General features: G+C 36.9%; 19 protein-coding genes. All 19 read left to right on the top strand.

Translation table 11 applies throughout. The annotated features are described in order from the left end of the window. Positions 1-2: 2 nt before the first annotated feature. Positions 3-365, top strand: coding sequence for a chemotaxis protein CheY (cheY, locus tag CWS20_RS02735; RefSeq protein ID WP_066197148.1), 363 nt, complete (start codon positions 3-5; stop codon positions 363-365). Positions 366-398: 33 nt separating this feature from the next. Next, entirely contained in the window at positions 399-1,076 is a 678-nt protein-coding gene (locus CWS20_RS02730) for a flagellar biosynthetic protein FliO (RefSeq protein ID WP_066201537.1), read from the top strand. Continuing rightward, positions 1,073-1,738: a flagellar type III secretion system pore protein FliP gene (gene fliP / locus CWS20_RS02725; protein ID WP_066197150.1), complete on the top strand. Its 666-nt coding sequence runs from the start codon at positions 1,073-1,075 to the stop codon at positions 1,736-1,738. The genes CWS20_RS02730 and fliP overlap by 4 nt, the downstream gene beginning before the upstream one ends. An 18-nt stretch (positions 1,739-1,756) precedes the next feature. Further along, complete coding sequence (gene fliQ, locus CWS20_RS02720; protein ID WP_066197152.1) at positions 1,757-2,026, top strand: flagellar biosynthesis protein FliQ; 270 nt, start codon at positions 1,757-1,759, stop codon at positions 2,024-2,026. A gap of 4 nt (positions 2,027-2,030) precedes the next feature. Further along, a complete protein-coding gene (fliR, locus tag CWS20_RS02715) occupies positions 2,031-2,807 on the top strand; it encodes a flagellar biosynthetic protein FliR (RefSeq protein ID WP_066197154.1) in 777 nt (258 codons plus the stop codon). A 1-nt stretch (position 2,808) separates the two neighbouring features. Continuing rightward, entirely contained in the window at positions 2,809-3,891 is a 1,083-nt protein-coding gene (gene flhB, locus CWS20_RS02710) for a flagellar biosynthesis protein FlhB (protein ID WP_066197155.1), read from the top strand. 323 nt (positions 3,892-4,214) lie between these two features. Then, the gene (gene flhA / locus CWS20_RS02705) at positions 4,215-6,248 is read left to right on the top strand and encodes a flagellar biosynthesis protein FlhA (protein ID WP_066197158.1); all 2,034 of its coding nucleotides are present in this window, start codon (positions 4,215-4,217) and stop codon (positions 6,246-6,248) included. Further along, positions 6,248-7,381, top strand: a complete 1,134-nt coding sequence (flhF, locus tag CWS20_RS02700; RefSeq protein ID WP_066197160.1) for a flagellar biosynthesis GTPase FlhF — start codon at positions 6,248-6,250, stop codon at positions 7,379-7,381. The genes flhA and flhF overlap by 1 nt, the downstream gene beginning before the upstream one ends. Next, on the top strand, positions 7,382-8,248 hold the full coding sequence (locus tag CWS20_RS02695) for a MinD/ParA family protein (RefSeq protein WP_066197162.1): 867 nt from the start codon (positions 7,382-7,384) through the stop codon (positions 8,246-8,248). A gap of 8 nt (positions 8,249-8,256) precedes the next feature. Then, the gene (locus CWS20_RS02690; RefSeq protein ID WP_066201542.1) at positions 8,257-9,342 is read left to right on the top strand and encodes a protein-glutamate methylesterase/protein-glutamine glutaminase; all 1,086 of its coding nucleotides are present in this window, start codon (positions 8,257-8,259) and stop codon (positions 9,340-9,342) included. A gap of 22 nt (positions 9,343-9,364) precedes the next feature. Further along, positions 9,365-11,380 carry a chemotaxis protein CheA gene (locus CWS20_RS02685; RefSeq protein ID WP_066197164.1) on the top strand — a complete coding sequence of 672 codons (2,016 nt, stop codon included), beginning with the start codon at positions 9,365-9,367 and terminating at the stop codon, positions 11,378-11,380. A 47-nt stretch (positions 11,381-11,427) separates the two neighbouring features. Further along, a complete protein-coding gene (locus CWS20_RS02680; protein ID WP_066197165.1) occupies positions 11,428-11,883 on the top strand; it encodes a chemotaxis protein CheW in 456 nt (151 codons plus the stop codon). A 1-nt stretch (position 11,884) separates the two neighbouring features. Then, positions 11,885-12,535: a chemotaxis protein CheC gene (locus CWS20_RS02675; protein ID WP_083957360.1), complete on the top strand. Its 651-nt coding sequence runs from the start codon at positions 11,885-11,887 to the stop codon at positions 12,533-12,535. Continuing rightward, positions 12,532-13,029 (top strand): chemotaxis protein CheD, encoded by a 498-nt coding sequence (locus CWS20_RS02670; RefSeq protein WP_066197166.1) that lies wholly within the window; start codon positions 12,532-12,534, stop codon positions 13,027-13,029. Before CWS20_RS02675 ends, CWS20_RS02670 begins: the two co-directional genes overlap by 4 nt. Before the next feature lie 206 nt (positions 13,030-13,235). After that, a complete protein-coding gene (locus CWS20_RS02665) occupies positions 13,236-13,991 on the top strand; it encodes a FliA/WhiG family RNA polymerase sigma factor (protein ID WP_066201547.1) in 756 nt (251 codons plus the stop codon). A gap of 31 nt (positions 13,992-14,022) precedes the next feature. Next, entirely contained in the window at positions 14,023-15,378 is a 1,356-nt protein-coding gene (locus CWS20_RS02660; RefSeq protein ID WP_101226230.1) for a flagellar assembly protein A, read from the top strand. Positions 15,379-15,500: 122 nt separating this feature from the next. After that, entirely contained in the window at positions 15,501-16,028 is a 528-nt protein-coding gene (locus CWS20_RS02655; RefSeq protein WP_066197169.1) for a hypothetical protein, read from the top strand. Between the two features lie 154 nt (positions 16,029-16,182). Next, complete coding sequence (gene rpsB, locus CWS20_RS02650; RefSeq protein ID WP_066197171.1) at positions 16,183-16,884, top strand: 30S ribosomal protein S2; 702 nt, start codon at positions 16,183-16,185, stop codon at positions 16,882-16,884. A 299-nt stretch (positions 16,885-17,183) separates the two neighbouring features. Continuing rightward, complete coding sequence (tsf, locus tag CWS20_RS02645) at positions 17,184-18,065, top strand: translation elongation factor Ts (protein WP_066197173.1); 882 nt, start codon at positions 17,184-17,186, stop codon at positions 18,063-18,065. Positions 18,066-18,184 lie beyond the last annotated feature (119 nt).

The following is an 18,184-nucleotide window of genomic DNA, read 5'->3' as shown; positions in this document are numbered from 1 at the left end:
AAATGTCTCAAAAGATTTTAATCGTAGATGATGCAGCTTTTATGAGAATGATGATAAAAGATATTTTAGTTAAAAATGGGTATGAAGTGGTTGGAGAAGCAGCTGATGGAGCACAAGCAGTCGAGAAGTATAAAGAAACTTCACCAGATTTAGTTACTATGGATATTACGATGCCGGAAATGGATGGAATTACGGCTTTAAAAGAAATAAAAAAGATTAATAGTCAGGCGAAAATTATTATGTGCTCGGCAATGGGGCAGCAGGCAATGGTCATTGACGCGATTCAAGCTGGCGCAAAGGACTTTATTGTAAAACCATTTCAAGCTGATCGTGTTATCGAAGCGATTTCAAAAACATTAAGCTAACAAAGTCTATTCTAGGAGCGAGATGTGCAAAAAATGAAGCATTTAGTTATAAAAATATTCATTGCTTTACTCGCTCTTTCTCTCTTTTCTATTGGTGGAAATGTATATGCAGAATCAAGTAATTATGTAAAGGACATGTTCCCAGCTGAAGAAGTAGAGAAGGAAGCAAAAGCAGTAAATGAACCAACTGAAGAAGAGCAAGAAAACGCCCCTCTGAAAGAAGAAAATCAAAATCAAATTGGAGTCACTGTGTGGGACTTTTTAAAAATGATTGTTGCAACGGTTTTTGTTGTCGCGCTGCTTTATTTTATGCTTAAATTTGTAAATAAAAAAAGCAGAGTGTATAAAAGTTCGCAATTGGTGGAAAACCTTGGCGGTGCTTCACTCGGACAAAATCGCTCTGTTCAGATGGTCAAAGTTGGAGAAAGATTATTTGTTGTTGGTGTAGGTGAAAATATTCAGCTCCTTAAAGAAATAGACGATAAAGCTGAGAGAGAACAAATACTTAATGAGTATAATCACCAGCTTGATCAGCTCGTTCAGCCGGCAGATATTATTTCAAACTTAATGAATCAAGTGAAATCTAAAAAGACAAACAGCATAGAAAAACAGCCATTTCAGCAATTGTTCAATTCTAAGCTCGAGGAAATGAAAACGGCGCGAAAGAAGACACTTGAGGAACTAGATAAGAAAGGGCAAGACAAGCAATGAATGAAGTAATGGAATTATTTAATACGAGTTCTCCTGAGAATATATCGACTTCAGTTAAACTGATTTTAATGCTGACTGTTTTATCATTAGCACCGAGTATCCTCATTTTAATGACTTGTTTTACCCGGATTGTTATTGTGCTCTCATTTGTAAGGACTGCGCTTGCTACACAACAAATGCCGCCTAATCAAGTGATCATTGGTTTATCATTATTTCTTACCTTTTTTATTATGGCCCCTACTTTTCATGAAGTAAATGAGCAGGCTTTGACGCCTTTATTTAATGAAGAGATAGATTTGGAGGAAGCCTATGAAAAAGCTGCCTTGCCATTTAAGGAATTTATGAGTGCACATACAAGAGAAAAGGATTTGGCGCTTTTCCTGGATTACGCACAAGCCGAAAGGCCGGAATCAATTGACGATATTCCATTGACAGCACTAGTTCCGGCGTTTGCCATAAGTGAAATTAAAACCGCGTTTCAAATAGGCTTTATGATTTTTATTCCTTTCCTAGTTATTGATATGGTCGTTGCAAGTGTTTTAATGTCAATGGGGATGATGATGCTGCCGCCAGTAATGATTTCACTGCCGTTTAAAATTTTGCTGTTTGTTTTAGTCGATGGATGGTATTTAGTAGTTAAATCACTCTTACAAAGTTTTTAAAGCAAGGGAATGTAAACAATGACACCAGAAGCAGTAATTTCAATAGCGGAGCAGGGAGTAATGGCGGTATTAATGATATGCGGCCCATTACTTTTGTTAGCGCTCGTTGTAGGTCTTGTAGTAAGTATTTTTCAGGCTACCACACAAATCCAGGAACAAACATTGGCGTTTATACCAAAGATTGTCGCTGTTTTATTAGGGATTGTTGTTTTCGGACCTTGGATGCTTAACTACATCGTTACTTATACGAATGATATTTTATCTAATTTAACAAGGTTTATAGGTTAGTTGTATGGTAGATATTTTTCCGTACTTTCCTAGCATGCTATTAGTATTTGTAAGAGTCACTTCATTTTTCTTGATGATGCCCATATTTTCGTATCGAACGATTCCGAATGCTGCTAAGATAGGCATAGGTTTCTTCTTAGCCTGGATAATGATTTATACGATAGATGCCCCGGTTTTGGAGATAGACGGCACTTATTTTTTATTAATAATTAAAGAAGCATTAGTTGGAATTTTTGTTGGCTTTATTGCCTATCTAATGCTCTCTGCTATTCAAATAGCAGGGGGATTTATCGATTTTCAAATGGGTTTTGCGATTGCTAATGTAATTGATCCGCAAACGGGTGCACAAAGTCCGCTTACAGGTCAATATTTATATATGATCTCTTTGCTGTTTCTGTTATCTGTTAATGGCCACCATTTATTGATGGATGGAATTTTCTACAGCTATCAGTTTATTCCAATTGATCAGCCATGGATTCCATTTGGAGATGAAGGGCTTGCTGAGTTTGTAGTTAAGGCATTTAATTCGATGTTTATCATTGCCTTCCAAATGGCTATTCCTGTTGTCGGATCGCTCTTCCTTGTGGATGTTGCGCTCGGAATAATTGCCAGAACTGTTCCGCAGCTCAATGTCTTCGTTGTAGGACTTCCTGTGAAAATTGGTGTGAGTTTTATCGTTCTCTTTATTGTAATGAGCGTTCTTATGGTTGTTGTTTCTCGATTATTTGAAACAATGCTGGAAACGATGCGTGGATTATTGAGTCTGATGGGAGGATTGTAAAATGTTTTTACTTTCATTAGATTTACAGCTTTTTGCAGGGGAGAAGACAGAAAAAGCAACACCGAAGAAAAAACAGGATACACGAAAGAAAGGGCAAGTTGCTAAAAGCCAAGATGTTAATACAGCTTTGCTGTTATTGGCAGTTTTTATTTTTTTATTTTTTGCCAGTGATTATTTGCATGGAATTACTATTTATATATTGGAACATTCGTTTCAGGAATATTTAAGTTTAGCTGTTACAAATGAAAATATTTACCAAATATTTATGGATGTTTTAAAAGAGCTACTCATGCTATTGGGACCGATTATGGCGATAGCGATGGTTGCTGGTGTCGCGGCCAATTACTTACAAGTCGGAGTATTATTTACTGCAAAGCCGATTGAGCCTAAATTAGAAAAGCTTGATCCGATTAAAGGATTTAAGAGGATATTTTCAATGAGGGCAATTGTTGAAATGTTAAAATCGATCTTAAAAATTAGTTTTGTTGGTGTAGTGGCATTTGCAGTTTTATGGCTCCGTATTGATGAAATTCTTATATTATCGCAAAAATCTGTCGGTACAGCTTTAGTAACAATTACTAATTTAACGATACAAATGGGATTGTTTGCAGCTATTGCGTTATTATTTTTATCAATTTTGGATTACCTTTACCAAAAATATGACTATGAAAAAAACATCCGGATGTCAAAGCAAGATATTAAAGATGAGCATAAAAACTCAGAAGGAGACCCGTTAATCAAGTCAAAGATTAAGCAAAGACAAAGAGAAATGGCAATGAGAAGGATGATGCAGGAAGTGCCAAAAGCGGATGTGATTATCACTAACCCGACCCATTTCGCTGTTTGCTTAAAATACGATGAGTCAGTATCAGATGCACCAATCGTAGTGGCAAAAGGTGTGGATATGGTTGCTCAGAAAATAAAGCTTATTGCAAAAGAGCATGACGTAATGACGGTAGAAAACCGACCGCTGGCAAGAGCGTTATATGATCAAGCGGATATCGGTGATAGTATTCCTGAAGAGTTTTTTAAAGCAGTTGCTGAAATTCTTGCTTACGTTTATCGGATTAAAAATAAAATTTAAAAATCTGTTAAAGTGAAAATTATCTTATTTAGATGGAATGTTAAACAACTTTTCATATAAGTAAAACTAAGGCATTCGCCGCAAGGACTTGGCGCACGCCGAAGGTTTTCTAAAGGGGTAAGAAAGTATAAATTTTTTTTCGAGTTAGAAAGATGTCTAGCTCAAGCGCCTAACCCCTCGATGTCACAAGCCAATCCTCCAATTAGGCAAAGAACGCCTTCCCGTGAGCTCGGCTTGTGCTTGTCTGGGGTGAGCAAGCTGCTTGCGCTTTTCTAAAAATGCCGTTTTAGGATAATTGTTACATATTGTTAGGAGAGAAAGATATGGCCGTAAAAGACTTGTCCGTTTTGTTGAGTGTTATCTTAATTGTGGCAATGCTCATCATTCCATTTCCACATTGGCTTTTAAGCATTTTGATTATCATTAATATGGCATTGGCGCTGATGGTTTTATTAACAGCAATGAATATGAAAGAGGCACTGGAATTTTCGATCTTTCCCTCTTTAGTATTGCTGATGACTCTTTTTCGAATTGGATTAAATGTATCAACGATGCGCTCTATTCTTGCAGAAGGAGATGCAGGTAAAGTAATCGAAACATTTGGGTCGTTTGTAACCGGAGGAAATGTCATTGTTGGGCTTGTAGTCTTTCTAATACTAGTCATTATTCAGTTTATTGTTATTACAAAAGGGACAGAGAGGGTTTCCGAGGTGGCTGCCCGATTTACGCTAGATGCGATGCCAGGGAAACAAATGAGCATTGATGCTGATTTAAATGCAGGGATGATATCTGAACAGGAGGCGCGTGAACGCCGTGACAAGGTGGGCCGAGAGGCGGACTTTTATGGAGCAATGGATGGTGCCAGTAAGTTTGTAAAGGGAGATGCTATAGCCTCTATTATCATTACATTAATTAATTTGATTGTTGGAATCATTATTGGTATGACACAGCTTGGATTACCGATTGGGGAAGCTGCAATGAAATTTTCCATGCTTACAATCGGAGATGGTCTGGTCAGCCAAATTCCTGCCTTGCTCATTTCAACTGCAACGGGAATCGTCGTTACAAGAGCAGCTTCAGACGGCAATATTGGTTCAGATATTACCAATCAATTATTTGCTTATCCAAAAATGCTGTATATAACGGGTATTACAATCTTGCTCCTTGGAATTGTTTCTCCTATAGGCATTTTATTGACTGCTCCGGTTGCCGGTTTACTATTTCTTGGCGGTTACATGATTTCGCGGACACCTGAGCCGGATAAAGAACAGCTTCAGGAAATGGAAGAAGAAGTCCAAACCGATGAGATGAAAAGTCCGGAAAGCGTAGTAAATTTGTTAAATGTTGATCCAATTGAATTTGAATTTGGCTATGGTTTAATTCCATTAGCTGATACAAATCAAGGGGGAGATTTACTTGACCGCATTGTGATGATCCGAAGACAGCTTGCCATTGAACTTGGATTAGTTATTCCGGTTGTGCGTATTAGAGATAATATCCAATTACAGCCTAACGAATACCGTTTAAAGATTAAGGGCAGTGTGATGGCAAAGGGAGATTTGCTCTTAGATCACTTTTTAGCAATGAGCCCAGGAATTGAAGATGATTCAATAGAAGGGATTGATACAATAGAACCTTCTTTCGGATTGCCCGCTAAGTGGATTACAGAAGAAATGAAGGAGCAAGCTGAAATTTTCGGATATACAGTTGTTGATCCGCCTTCCGTTGTCTCTACACATTTGACTGAAGTTATCAAAAATAATGCACATGAATTAATTGGCAGACAAGAAACAAAACAGCTTATTGACCATTTACAAGAAAGCTATCCTATTTTAGTTGAAGAGGTCACTCCAAATCCGCTTTCTGTTGGTGAAGTACAAAAAGTACTGGCAAAGCTGCTTAAAGAAAATGTGTCTATCAGGAATTTGCCAGTTATTTTCGAGAGTTTGGCTGACAGTGCAAAAACGACCACAGATACTGAGTTGTTGACAGAATATGTAAGACAAGCATTAGCAAGACAAATAACTAATCAATTTTATGAAGACGGTGAAGCATTAAAGGTCGTCACATTATCTGGCAAAGTCGAAAAAGTAATTGCGGATGGAATCCAGCAGACTGAACATGGCAGATATTTATCAATAGATCCTACAAGTTCACAAACTATATTGGAGGCTATTGCTTCACAGGTTGAACAATTATCATTAATGGAAAAAACGCCAATTGTTCTGTGCTCACCTGCAGTAAGGATGTATGTAAGGCAGTTGACAGAACGTTATTTCCCTCAAGTACCAATTCTTTCATATAATGAGCTTGAAGCAAATGCTGAAGTGCAGAGCGTTGGAGTGGTGAATATATAATGAAAGCAAAAAAATTCATAGCAGCAACAATGTCAGAAGTGATGAAAAAGATTCGCGCTGAGCTGGGGCAGGATGCGGTTATTCTCCATACTAGAAAAGTGAAATCTGGAGGATTTTTAGGTCTTTTTCAAAAACAGAACCTTGAAGTCCTTGCAGCCGTGGATCCTGCAATTGCCAGTGAAAGAAAAGCAAATCAGAAGGATAGCCAGCGTCCAGCCTATTATGGTGAAGGACAACAGCAAAAAAGGATTCAGGATAATACAAATGTACTTTTGGCAGAAATATCAGATTTAAGAAAGCTAATAAATGAAACGAAATATAACAAAGAAGATGCAGTCCTCTCTCGTTTACCTGAACCCATTTCTCAAGAGCTTAACAAATTAAAGAAACAAAGGGTAGACGAGGAAATCATTGACGCAATATCAGCATCTTTAATGGAGAGCTGGTATAAAAACGATGATTCTTCTGCTGAAAATGTTCGCTTATGGACTGAACAATTATTGACTCAAAAACTAAAGGATATCTCGTTTGGCGGAATATCCTTTGCAAAAAAATATATAAACGTTGTCGGTCCCACTGGTGTTGGAAAAACAACAACACTAGCAAAAATAGCTGCGGAAAGTGTGATCAAATACAACAAAAGAATCGCTTTTATAACAACAGATACATATCGGATTGCAGCAATTGAACAATTGAGAACTTATTCAAAGATTTTAGACGCACCGCTTGAGGTTTGTTATAATCTTGAAGATTTTGCAAAAGCAATGCAGCAATTTTCCGATTATGACGTTGTGCTCATAGACACTGCAGGAAGGAATTATCGCAATGCTGAGTATGTATCAGAGATTAATAAGTTAATTGGTTCTAATAAAGATATTGAGACTTTTTTAGTATTATCCTTAACTTCTAAATACGAGGATATGCAAGAAATATGTGAACAATTTCTCAAAACTCCGATTGACCGCTTTATATTTACAAAAGCGGATGAAACAGCAACTGTTGGCTCCATGTTAAATCTCGTCATCAACTATCAAAGAGGCATTGGATATATCACTGACGGTCAAGATGTTCCAGATGATCTTCTGACGGGAAGCCCCCAAAAACTAATTCAAGCAGTGATGGAGGGGAAGTAGATGACTGATCAGGCAGAGAGTCTACGTACCCAGCTTATACAAACAACGGCCAATCGGCCAAAAGGGAAATCAATCGCAATTATGAGTGGAAAAGGCGGAGTGGGTAAATCGAATGTAGCACTCAACTTCGCTATTTCATTATGCCATAAAGGAAATAAAGTTTTAGTAGTTGACTTAGATATTGGTATGGGCAATTTGGATATTTTAATGGGAGAGACTTCAAAATATACAATTGCTGACTTTTTCAAGGGAGAAGCAGACTTAAGGAAAATGATTGAAAGCGGGCCAAATGGGCTTCAATATATTGCCGGCGGCACTGGCTTAAGCGAGCTCCTTGCTCTTGATGATAGACTGATCGAACAATTCGTTTATCAGCTTGGAGAAATTGTTAATCAATATGATTTTGTCTTTTTTGACATGGGCGCAGGGGTAACAGCCGATTCTGCAAAATTTATCCTTGCTGCTGATGAAATCATCGTTGTTTTAACTTCTGAGCCGACTGCCATGACAGATGCATATGCTGCGATAAAGTATATTCATTTGATGGATAGTCAAATCCCTTTTCAAATCGTTATAAATAGAGTAGAAAGCGAAAAAGAAGGCTTGGACTCATATGGAAGGCTTTCGGCTGTCATTAATAAGTTTCTACACAGAGACATAGCCTATCTAGGGAGCATAAGTGAAGATAGAGCCATCCACCAGGCGGTAAAAAGGCAAATTCCTTTCATTATATTAAATAAAAATAGTCATTCTGCAAGGTCCATTGAAAGAATAGTCGGCAATTATTGTCGCAAATCCCATTCATCCTCAATTCATCCTAACAAAAAGTTTATAACAAAGCTAAAGCAACTGCTTCTTGGAAGGTAGTGGGAATGTTGAAGAATATAAAAGTGCTTATTATTGACGACTCTGCTTTTATGAGAAAGCTAATTACTGATTTTTTATCTGAAGATAGCAGAATCGAAGTGATAGGAACTGCAAGAAATGGTGAAGAAGGCTTAAAAAAAATAGAGCAGTATAAGCCAGATGTAGTAACGCTCGATATTGAGATGCCTGTGATGAATGGCCTTGATTGTTTAAAGCAAATCATGCAGCGATTTCCGGTTCCTGTGATTATGCTTTCAAGTACAACAAAGGTAAACGCAGACAATACAATTCTAGCTATGAGATATGGTGCCTTTGATTTTATTGCAAAGCCATCAGGACCAATTTCATTGGATTTAGTGAAAATCAAGCAAGAGTTAATTGAAAAAATTAAAGCTGCCAATGCAGCAAATATCAAAGAGCTGGCAAGTACATCTATTAATATTAAAAAATCTGTAAAAAAACAAATAGAATATAGTAATATAGAACTAGAATCAAAACAGCGAATTATAATGCAAAAGGACCATATTCCATCTATTATATGTATAGGTACCTCTACAGGCGGACCGATGGCATTGCAAAAAGTAGTGGAGAAACTTCCTAAAGAAATTAATGCCATTATATTAATTGTCCAGCATATGCCTGCTAAGTTTACAAAATCGCTAGCAAATAGATTGAATCAGCTATCCGAAATATCTGTCAAGGAAGCAGAGGATGGAGAAAAGCTGAAAAAAGGTGTAGCTTATATTGCACCTGGCGGCTACCATTTGTCAGTCGAACATAAAAATCATGGACTGACTGCATTAATAACAGAAACGCCACCTGTGAATGGCCATAGACCTTCAGTGGATGTGCTTTTTGAATCTATCAGCCAAGTTATCGGATATTCAAAGGTTGCTGTCATCATGACCGGGATGGGATCTGATGGTGCAAAAGGAGTTCAGCTGTTAAAAATAGATGCCTCTGTAAAAGTAATTGCAGAATCAGAAGAAACTGCTATCGTTTACGGTATGCCAAAAGCTGCTATTTCTACTAAACTAGTTGACGAGGTTAAACCAATTAATAAAATTGCTGAGACTATTTTGAAATACGTTTAAAAGCCAGGGAGTGCGAAAAAATATGGAAATGAGCCAATACTTAGAAGTATTCATTGAAGAAAGTAAAGAGCATTTACAGGCATGCAATCAATTATTATTAGAATTAGAGAAAAATCCTGCAGATTTACAACTTGTAAATGAAATATTTAGGTCTGCCCATACTTTAAAAGGAATGTCCGCTACTATGGGCTATGAGGATTTAGCTAATTTAACCCACCAGATGGAAAATGTACTGGACGCTATTCGTAATAAAAAAATAAAAGTGGATAGTCATATTCTCGATGTGGTATTTCTATCAGTTGATCATCTTGAGGCGATGATAGAATCGATTGCAAGTGGCGGCGACGGAAAGATGGATGTAACAGAAGTTGTGCAAAAGCTCAAAATCATTGAAGACGGCAAAGGTTTAGATGCTGTTCAATCTGCCCAGGAAGATGCTCTGGAGCAGTCAAAAGACAGCTATTCAGCAATAGATTATGATGATTATGAAATGACCATCATTATGCAGTCTAAAGAGCTTGGCTACAATACATATGAAGTGGACATTACGTTAACAGAAGACTGTTTGTTGAAAGCAGCAAGGGTATATATGGTTTTTGAAGTGCTGGAGAAAAATGGTGAAATTGTAAAGTCTTCCCCATCGACAACAGAGTTGGAAGAAGAGCAATTTGAGCAATCTTTCTCTGTTACAGTTGTGACCAATGAAGAAAAAGACAGTTTAAAGTCTGCCTTATTAAAAATCTCTGAAATTGAAAATGTGGAAATCAAAGCATTTAATTCTCCTGTACAAGAGACAAACATAAAAGCAGGTGCTTCTATAGTAGATACAGAGAATCAAAAGCCAATTCGCAGTGAAGAGGAAACGGTTCAATCCATCAAGCAACCGACGAATAAAACTATTCGTGTCAATATAGAAAGATTAGATATTTTAATGAATCTTTTTGAAGAATTGGTTATAGATCGCGGCCGGCTTGTGCAAATTTCTCAGGAGCTAAATAATCAAGAGTTACAAGAAACAGTCGAGCATATGTCGAGAATTTCGGCGGACTTGCAAAATATTATTCTGAATATGCGCATGGTTCCTGTAGAAACTGTTTTTAATCGTTTCCCGCGCATGGTTAGACAGCTAGCTAGAGATTTACACAAAAAAATCAATTTGGAAATTATCGGTGCAGAAACAGAGCTTGATCGAACGGTAATAGATGAAATTGGTGATCCGCTTGTTCATTTACTTAGAAATGCCATTGATCATGGAATTGAAACACCAGAAGAAAGGCGATCAAAAGGTAAGCCAGAGGAAGGAACGGTTATTCTTAAAGCCTACCACAGCGGAAACCATATATTTATTGAAATTTCAGATGATGGCGCTGGCATTAATAAAGATCAAATATTAAGAAAAGCTTTATCAAAAGGAATTATCACTGAGCAGGAGATGGTTGGATTATCTCAGCAGGAGATTTATAATTTGATTTTTTCTTCCGGCTTTTCTACTGCAGATAAAATATCCGATGTTTCTGGCAGAGGGGTAGGACTGGATGTTGTTAGGAATACAATTGAATCTCTAGGAGGAACTGTATCAATTGATTCTAATGAAGGAAATGGCTCCACATTTTCAATCGTACTGCCTCTAACATTATCAATCATATCTGCTATGCTTGTCGAAATACAAAATGAAAAATATGCAATACCGTTGTCTTCAATTATAGAAACTGCGATAGTGAAACGAGAAGACATATTGCACACTCATAGTCAGCAAGTGATTGACTTTAGAGGAAAGGTTGTTCCTCTCATATTTTTAAAAGATATTTTTGAGATTAATCACACTTATGCTGAAAATGAAGAAACTTTGTCAGTAGTTATTGTGCGCAAAGGTGATAAATTAGCAGGTATTGTTGTTAATTCCTTTATTGGCCAACAGGAAATTGTCCTTAAGTCACTAGGAAATTACTTAACGAATGTATTTGCGATATCAGGTGCAACTATTTTGGGCGATGGTCAAGTAGCTTTGATTATCGATTGCAATGCTTTAATTAAGTAGATTTACCTAAATGAAATGGTTAGATCATCTCAATAAAAAGGAGTGAGATAAAGGAAGTGGAGACAATCTCAAGTACGATTAAATTAATTGTTTTTAAATTGAAAGAAAAGGAATATGCAATAAAAGTCAATGAAGTGCTATCGATCGAGAAGGTTAACCATATTACAAGAGTTCCCGGCACTGAAAAATTTGTAAAAGGTGTCATAAATCTTCGGGGAATCGTTGTACCGATTATTGATTTAAGAAGCAGGTTTGATCTGGAAGAAGCTTCGTATAATGAAAACACACGCGTGATCATTGCGGTGATGAATGAAATTGAAGTTGGTTTAGTTGTAGACTCTGCCAATGATGTGATAGATATTCCAGAAGACGCGCTTGAACCTTCTCCTGAGGTGATTGGGGCAGAAGTGGCAGATTACATTCAAGCTGTTGCAAAATTAGACAGCCGTTTACTCATACTAATCGATTTAGATAAAGTATTAGCGATAGAAGAGGCGAGTTGAATTGGTCATTGATTCTTCTTGTAAAAGCTTTAGCTGTTTATCTAATGAAAGATTAGACTTAATAAAGGAAGTTGGGAACATTGGTGCTGGGCATGCAGCTACAGCGCTTTCTACAATGTTTAATAAAAGGATAGAAATGAAGGTGCCTTTTGTTAATGTCTTGACCTTTCAGGAGGCACTGGAAATTACAGGCGGTCCGGAGAATACAGTTGTTGGCCTATACTTACGGGTGGATGGAGAAATTTCAGGGAATTTATTCTGTTTATTAACGGTAGAACAAGCAGAAAAAATGGCATCAGAAATGCTGGAAAAACAAGGTGCTGATTATACAAGCTTACGTGATAGGATGAGTGTTTCTGTTCTGAAAGAAGTGGCCAATATCATATTAGGTGCATTTATATCTGCAATATCCGATTTAACTAAATTACCAATGTACCCAACTGTACCATCAATTAATGTGGATATGGCAGGTGCGCTAATCAGCTTTGGGTTGATAGAGCTTTCACAGGCAAGCGATGTTGTCCTCGTTATTAATACATCTTTGTTTGAAGCCGAATATAACCAAACGGTAATTGACTGTAACTTATTATTTATATTAGATAACCCATCCTATGAGAAACTATTTCATGCAATTGAGGTCAGTGATAAATGAGCGAAATGATGGAAATCGTAAAAGTCGGAATTGCTGATATGAATATTGTGAAATCTCCCCAGATTATCAGAACATCAGGTTTAGGCTCTTGTGTCGGAATTGTATTATATGATGAAGGCAGGAAAATAGCTGGTCTTGTTCACATAATGCTTCCAAACTCTTCACTAGCCAAATCAGGCCAATTGAATCCAGCCAAATTTGCAGATACAGGCATTCGTCATTTGGCCATTGTATTAAGTCAAAATGGTGCTAGAAGGTCCTGCCTGCAGGCAAAAATAGCCGGTGGGGCTCAAATGTTTAAGTTTACATCAGGCAATGACCTAATTAGAATCGGCAACCGAAATATCGAAGCGGTAAAAATGGTTCTAAGTTCACTGGAAATCTCTATTGTGGCCGAAGATACCGGTGGAAGCAGCGGCAGAACAATAGAATTCAATCCTGAAAACAGCCTTTTGATGATTAGAACGGTCAGTCAAAATGTAAAATATATTTAATGGAAATCAATATAGGTATAAAGTATGGTGAAAAAATAATCAATCAGACGATTTTTCTTGATATACTTTTAATAGAAGTCTAATTTCCTAGATTCATTTTAACCGATAAAAATAATTCATTGAAGGAGGTGTCTTTCTGGCTGCAACTATCTTTTCTTGTAGCAATAACATTAGACAGGGAATGATGTTTGCCGCCGGAATTCTGCATGATACAACAAGTGACAGAAGAACAAGCATGGGATAAATGGGTGTGTTCTAGAGATGCTGATTGTGGTAATTATCTTGTGAAAAAATATATGCCTCTTGTTAGTTATCATGTGCAGCGTATTTCAGTTGGCCTTCCGAAAAATGTCGCACGAGATGAACTCACAAGTTTAGGAATGATCGGGTTGTTTGATGCTTTGGAAAAATATGATCCTAATCGGGATTTGAAATTTGATACATACGCATCTTTTCGTGTCAGAGGAGCGATTCTTGACGGACTAAGAAAAGAAGATTGGCTTTCAAGAAGCACACGTGATAAAACCAAAAAAGTCGAGGCAGCGATTGAGAAACTTGAACAGCTGCATATGAGAAATGTTACTGTAGATGAGATTGCACTTGAAGTGAATATGCCAGTTAAAGAGGTTTATTCAATTATGAACGAACAGTTTATGGCTAATATTCTCTCAATTGATGAAAAACCTGCTGATAATGATTATGATGATTTTTCTTTCGTGATACAGGATGATAAAGCAATACAGCCTGAGAAGCAATTACTTAAAGGAGAAATCATAAGTGAACTTAGCGAACGAATTTCTCAGCTGAATGAAAAAGAGCAGTTAGTCATTAGCTTATTTTATAAAGAGGAATTAACATTGACAGAAATTGGAGAGGTTATGAGCTTATCAACTTCAAGAATCTCTCAAATACATACAAAGGCGATCTTTAAGCTGAAAAATTCTTTAGAAAAAGTAATTTAGGCAATGGCTCTGGGAAAAGAGGGGAAAAGTGATGAAGGGGATCTTTACTTTAAAGGTATCCAGTGATTGTCTGAAGGCTGTGTTGGACAAGCTTAATATCCCTGAATCTGAAAAGGCATATTCAAAAGCTGATCTCATAAGGTTCATAGAAGAGGAAGGGGTTACCTTCGGATTGAACGATAAGTTGATAAATGAGATATGTGATTTTCCAAATAAATTGTGTTTTCCACTTGTGATTGCAGAAGGAATACCTGCAAAAGATGGAATGGATGCCTATCTCGTTAAGGAGGAATATAGCAAGCAAAGCGGACGAAGAAATCGGTTGAATTACTTAAATGATTCATATACATCTAAAGTGGATAACGGAAGTATTATTGCAACTGTAATCCCTGCTACACCAGGATTTGACGGGATGAATGTTTATGGTGAAACCATTCGGCCTAAACCAGGCGGGGATTTAAAAATCGAACCTGGCAAAAATGTTATTCGTCATCAGCAGCAGTTTTTTTCGTTGATAGATGGTGAAATAAGTTTGACTGATAAATTTTTATCGGTTAATCCAGTGCACATAGTTGAAGGTGATCTTGTTCCTGCAAATGGAAAGCTCCAGTTTAATGGGAATGTAATCATTACGGGCAATGTTTCAACTGGTTGCCAAATTGAAGCTGAAGGTGACATTAAGATATATGGGATGGTCGAAAATTCAACCCTGCTTGCAGAAGGAAATATTATTATAAGCGGTGGAATATCAGGAGGGAATTCTGGCCTGATAACAGCAAAAGGCAACATTAATGTGAACTATTTAAATCAAGCAATCGTAAAGGCCGGGGAAAACGTATACGTGCATAAGTCTATTTTGCATAGTGACGTAGAAGCGAAGGGAAGTATCCTCTCGCATCAAGCTGTTGTGATCGGTGGCTCTCTTTCTTCAAGAGTGAGCATACATGTGAAAGATGCTGGCAATCACTCATTTACTAATACTGTATTTAATCTTCTTGAAGTACAAGATGAAAGTTCCAGGCTTAATGATATTAATGAGGAATTGATTAAGCTTAATGTATTAATAAATAAATTAATTAAGCTTGAAGAAAAAAGCCATAAGGCCGCTTCTGTAACAGGCAGGCTATCTGAAAAGCAGAGACATTTATTAATGAAACAAAAAACAACGAAACAACACCTCCTATCTCAAATCAGCAAGCTTACGGATGAGCATAATCGTTTAAAAGGCGAAATTCAATCGCATAAAAACGTGTGTTTATATGTATATGGCTCGATTTATCCACATGTGAAAGTTAATTTTGGGAAATATGCGAAAAATTTTAAACAAAAGCACAAGCAGGTAAAAGTCTTTTTTTTACAATCGGGAGTTTGTCGTACAAGCGATTAATGTACAAACTAATCAAACCTAAAACGGCGGAAGAAAACATACATAATTTAAGGAATTCATGAAGCTTTAAAGCAGCGAATGGAGCGAACAACTGTGCTTAAGGCAACGGATAGAGGGATAGGATGAGCAGCTTTTTACTTACTATAAGCCTTATATTAAATATTTTAGCGTTTGCAGCGATTTTGCTTTTATATTTGAGGCAGAATCGGCTATTAGAGGCGGAGAAAACACAGGAAAGAAACATTGAGATGATGGAGGAAATGCTTTCTCATTTTATGGTTGAAATGAAAGAAGAAAATGATGCATTTCTAGATAGAATCAAGCCGCGTGACAATGCTGCTGAAGATGAACTCGCTGAAGAGGCAAAGAACGAAGAACTTCCCTTTGAAATAAATTTAGATAAAGCAAAAACATTGCAAGCAGTTGATGCTTATAGGAAAAGTACAAGAAGTGATAAGGATGGGGAAAATCAAAACGGACAAGATCAAGGAATATCTACCGATAAAATTGTCGATAAAGTGACAGAATCGAGTTTATTAAATCAGGCTGTTCTTTTACAATCTGAAGGATTGTCTATTACTGAAATCGCAAAAAAATTGAATAAAGGCGAAACAGAAATAGAACTTCTATTAAAGTTTCGGCAAATTTAAACATAAAAACTTGCCTACATTCGCTAGATATGCTATATTAACAAATGGTGTTAATACACACGCTTATTGATTTAGCTGGATGGTGCTGTTATACAGTTACCAGCTGAAGATGATGTGAGCGGAGGAAACTAAAAACCATTAGGAGGAAATTCACATGTCAGTAATTTCAATGAAACAATTGCTTGAAGCTGGTGTACATTTCGGACACCAAACTCGCCGTTGGAATCCAAAAATGAAAAAATATATTTTCACAGAGCGTAACGGCATCTACATCATCGACCTTCAAAAAACAGTTAAAAAGGTTGAGGAAGCTTACAACTTCGTAAAAGAGCTTGCTGGTAACGGCGGAACAGTTCTTTTCGTAGGAACTAAAAAACAAGCACAAGATTCTGTTAAAGAAGAAGCAATCCGTTCTGGTATGTACTATGTTAACCAACGTTGGTTGGGCGGAACTTTAACAAACTTTGAAACAATCCAAAAACGTATTGCACGTTTAAAAGATATCGAAAGAATGTCTGAAGATGGAACTTTCGAAGTGCTTCCTAAAAAAGAAGTAGTTCAATTGAAAAAAGAACAAGAGCGCTTGGAGAAATTCTTAGGCGGAATCAAAGATATGAAAGCTCTTCCTGATGCATTATTTATCATTGATCCTCGTAAAGAGCGCATTGCTGTTGCAGAAGCACATAAATTAAACATCCCGATCGTAGGTATCGTTGATACTAACTGTGATCCTGATGAAATTGATGTAGTAATCCCTGCAAATGACGACGCGATTCGTGCGGTTAAACTTTTAACTGGTAAAATGGCTGATGCTATTCTTGAAGCTAAACAAGGTGAAGAAGTAACAACTGCGTAAGTGAAAAGCGTAATTTAAAAGGTGATAATAGGGAGCACCCTTTATCACCTTTTTTTAAAGGAAAAACTAAACAATTTGTATTCATAGGCGAAGCTGCTGTGAAAATAAAATTTGTTTTTGATTAACTAATCAACATGCTGAACTTTGTTATTACATTAAAGCGAATAGATCTGGTTAATAATATGGATACTAGGTAAAATATCGCTTGAGTTTACCGAAAGGCTTGGCAAACGCCAGTTTTTCTAAAATAAAATGATGAAGACGATCATTACATACTCGATTATAAGGAGGATTCCATAATGGCAATTACTGCACAAATGGTAAAAGAATTACGTGAAAAAACAGGTGCTGGAATGATGGATTGTAAAAAAGCACTTCAAGAAGTAGACGGTGATATGGAAAAAGCGATTGACTTCCTTCGTGAAAAAGGAATCGCAAAAGCTGCTAAAAAAGGCGATCGTATTGCTGCTGAAGGTTTAGCAACAATTAAAGTTGATGGCAATGAAGCGGTAATTCTTGAAGTAAACTCAGAAACTGATTTCGTTGCGAAAAACGAAGGTTTCCAAACTTTAGTACAAGAATTAGCTGACCACTTATTAAGCACTAAGCCTGCTTCTATCGAAGAAGCTGTAGCTGGAACAATGAGCAATGGTGCTACTGTTGAAACTCATATCAACTCTGCAATTGCTAAAATTGGTGAAAAACTTACACTTCGTCGCTTTGAAATAAAAACAAAAACTGATAATGATGCTTTCGGTGCATACCTTCACATGGGCGGACGTATTGGCGTTCTTACAGTTCTTGAAGGAACAACTGATGAAGAAGCAGCTAAAGATGTTTCTATGCATATCGCTGCACTAAACCCTAAATATGTATCTCGTGACGAAGTTTCTGCTGAAGAAGTAGAACGCGAGCGTCAAGTTCTTAAACAACAAGCATTAAACGAAGGCAAACCTGAAAAAATCGTTGAAAAAATGGTTGAAGGCCGCTTAAGCAAATATTTCGAAGATGTTTGTGTAAACGATCAAGCTTTCGTTAAAAATCCAGATGAAAAAGTGGGTAAATTCGTTGCTTCTAAAGGCGGAAAAATCCGTGAGTTCGTTCGTTTTGAAGTTGGAGAAGGAATCGAAAAACGTGAAGATAACTTCGCTGAAGAAGTAATGAACCAAGTTAAAAAATAATTTATCTTAGCTAAATAGATTATCCTTCAGGGAACACAGTGTGTTCCCTGTTTTCAAGAAAAAATCGAAATATAGTAAAATAAGCTTTCAGCATATCCAGTTTATAGGTATGCTGACAG

This window comes from Cytobacillus horneckiae (assembly GCF_002835735.1).
GTDB lineage: Bacteria > Bacillota > Bacilli > Bacillales > Cytobacillaceae > Cytobacillus > Cytobacillus horneckiae.
This window is presented reverse-complemented; position numbering and strand designations above follow the sequence as displayed.

What these genes read in the sequence shown, in the direction of transcription:
- flhF (WP_066197160.1), top strand. Translation starts at nt 6,248, where the DNA reads ATGAAAGCAAAAAAATTCATAGCAGCAACAATGTCAGAAGTGATGAAA.
- flhA (WP_066197158.1), top strand. Translation starts at nt 4,215, where the DNA reads ATGGCCGTAAAAGACTTGTCCGTTTTGTTGAGTGTTATCTTAATTGTG.
- CWS20_RS02660 (WP_101226230.1), top strand. Translation starts at nt 14,023, where the DNA reads ATGAAGGGGATCTTTACTTTAAAGGTATCCAGTGATTGTCTGAAGGCT.
- rpsB (WP_066197171.1), top strand. Translation starts at nt 16,183, where the DNA reads ATGTCAGTAATTTCAATGAAACAATTGCTTGAAGCTGGTGTACATTTC.
- fliP (WP_066197150.1), top strand. Translation starts at nt 1,073, where the DNA reads ATGAATGAAGTAATGGAATTATTTAATACGAGTTCTCCTGAGAATATA.
- fliR (WP_066197154.1), top strand. Translation starts at nt 2,031, where the DNA reads ATGGTAGATATTTTTCCGTACTTTCCTAGCATGCTATTAGTATTTGTA.
- cheY (WP_066197148.1), top strand. Translation starts at nt 3, where the DNA reads ATGTCTCAAAAGATTTTAATCGTAGATGATGCAGCTTTTATGAGAATG.
- flhB (WP_066197155.1), top strand. Translation starts at nt 2,809, where the DNA reads ATGTTTTTACTTTCATTAGATTTACAGCTTTTTGCAGGGGAGAAGACA.
- tsf (WP_066197173.1), top strand. Translation starts at nt 17,184, where the DNA reads ATGGCAATTACTGCACAAATGGTAAAAGAATTACGTGAAAAAACAGGT.
- CWS20_RS02730 (WP_066201537.1), top strand. Translation starts at nt 399, where the DNA reads ATGAAGCATTTAGTTATAAAAATATTCATTGCTTTACTCGCTCTTTCT.
- fliQ (WP_066197152.1), top strand. Translation starts at nt 1,757, where the DNA reads ATGACACCAGAAGCAGTAATTTCAATAGCGGAGCAGGGAGTAATGGCG.
- CWS20_RS02665 (WP_066201547.1), top strand. Translation starts at nt 13,236, where the DNA reads ATGATACAACAAGTGACAGAAGAACAAGCATGGGATAAATGGGTGTGT.
- CWS20_RS02655 (WP_066197169.1), top strand. Translation starts at nt 15,501, where the DNA reads ATGAGCAGCTTTTTACTTACTATAAGCCTTATATTAAATATTTTAGCG.
- CWS20_RS02670 (WP_066197166.1), top strand. Translation starts at nt 12,532, where the DNA reads ATGAGCGAAATGATGGAAATCGTAAAAGTCGGAATTGCTGATATGAAT.
- CWS20_RS02695 (WP_066197162.1), top strand. Translation starts at nt 7,382, where the DNA reads ATGACTGATCAGGCAGAGAGTCTACGTACCCAGCTTATACAAACAACG.
- CWS20_RS02685 (WP_066197164.1), top strand. Translation starts at nt 9,365, where the DNA reads ATGGAAATGAGCCAATACTTAGAAGTATTCATTGAAGAAAGTAAAGAG.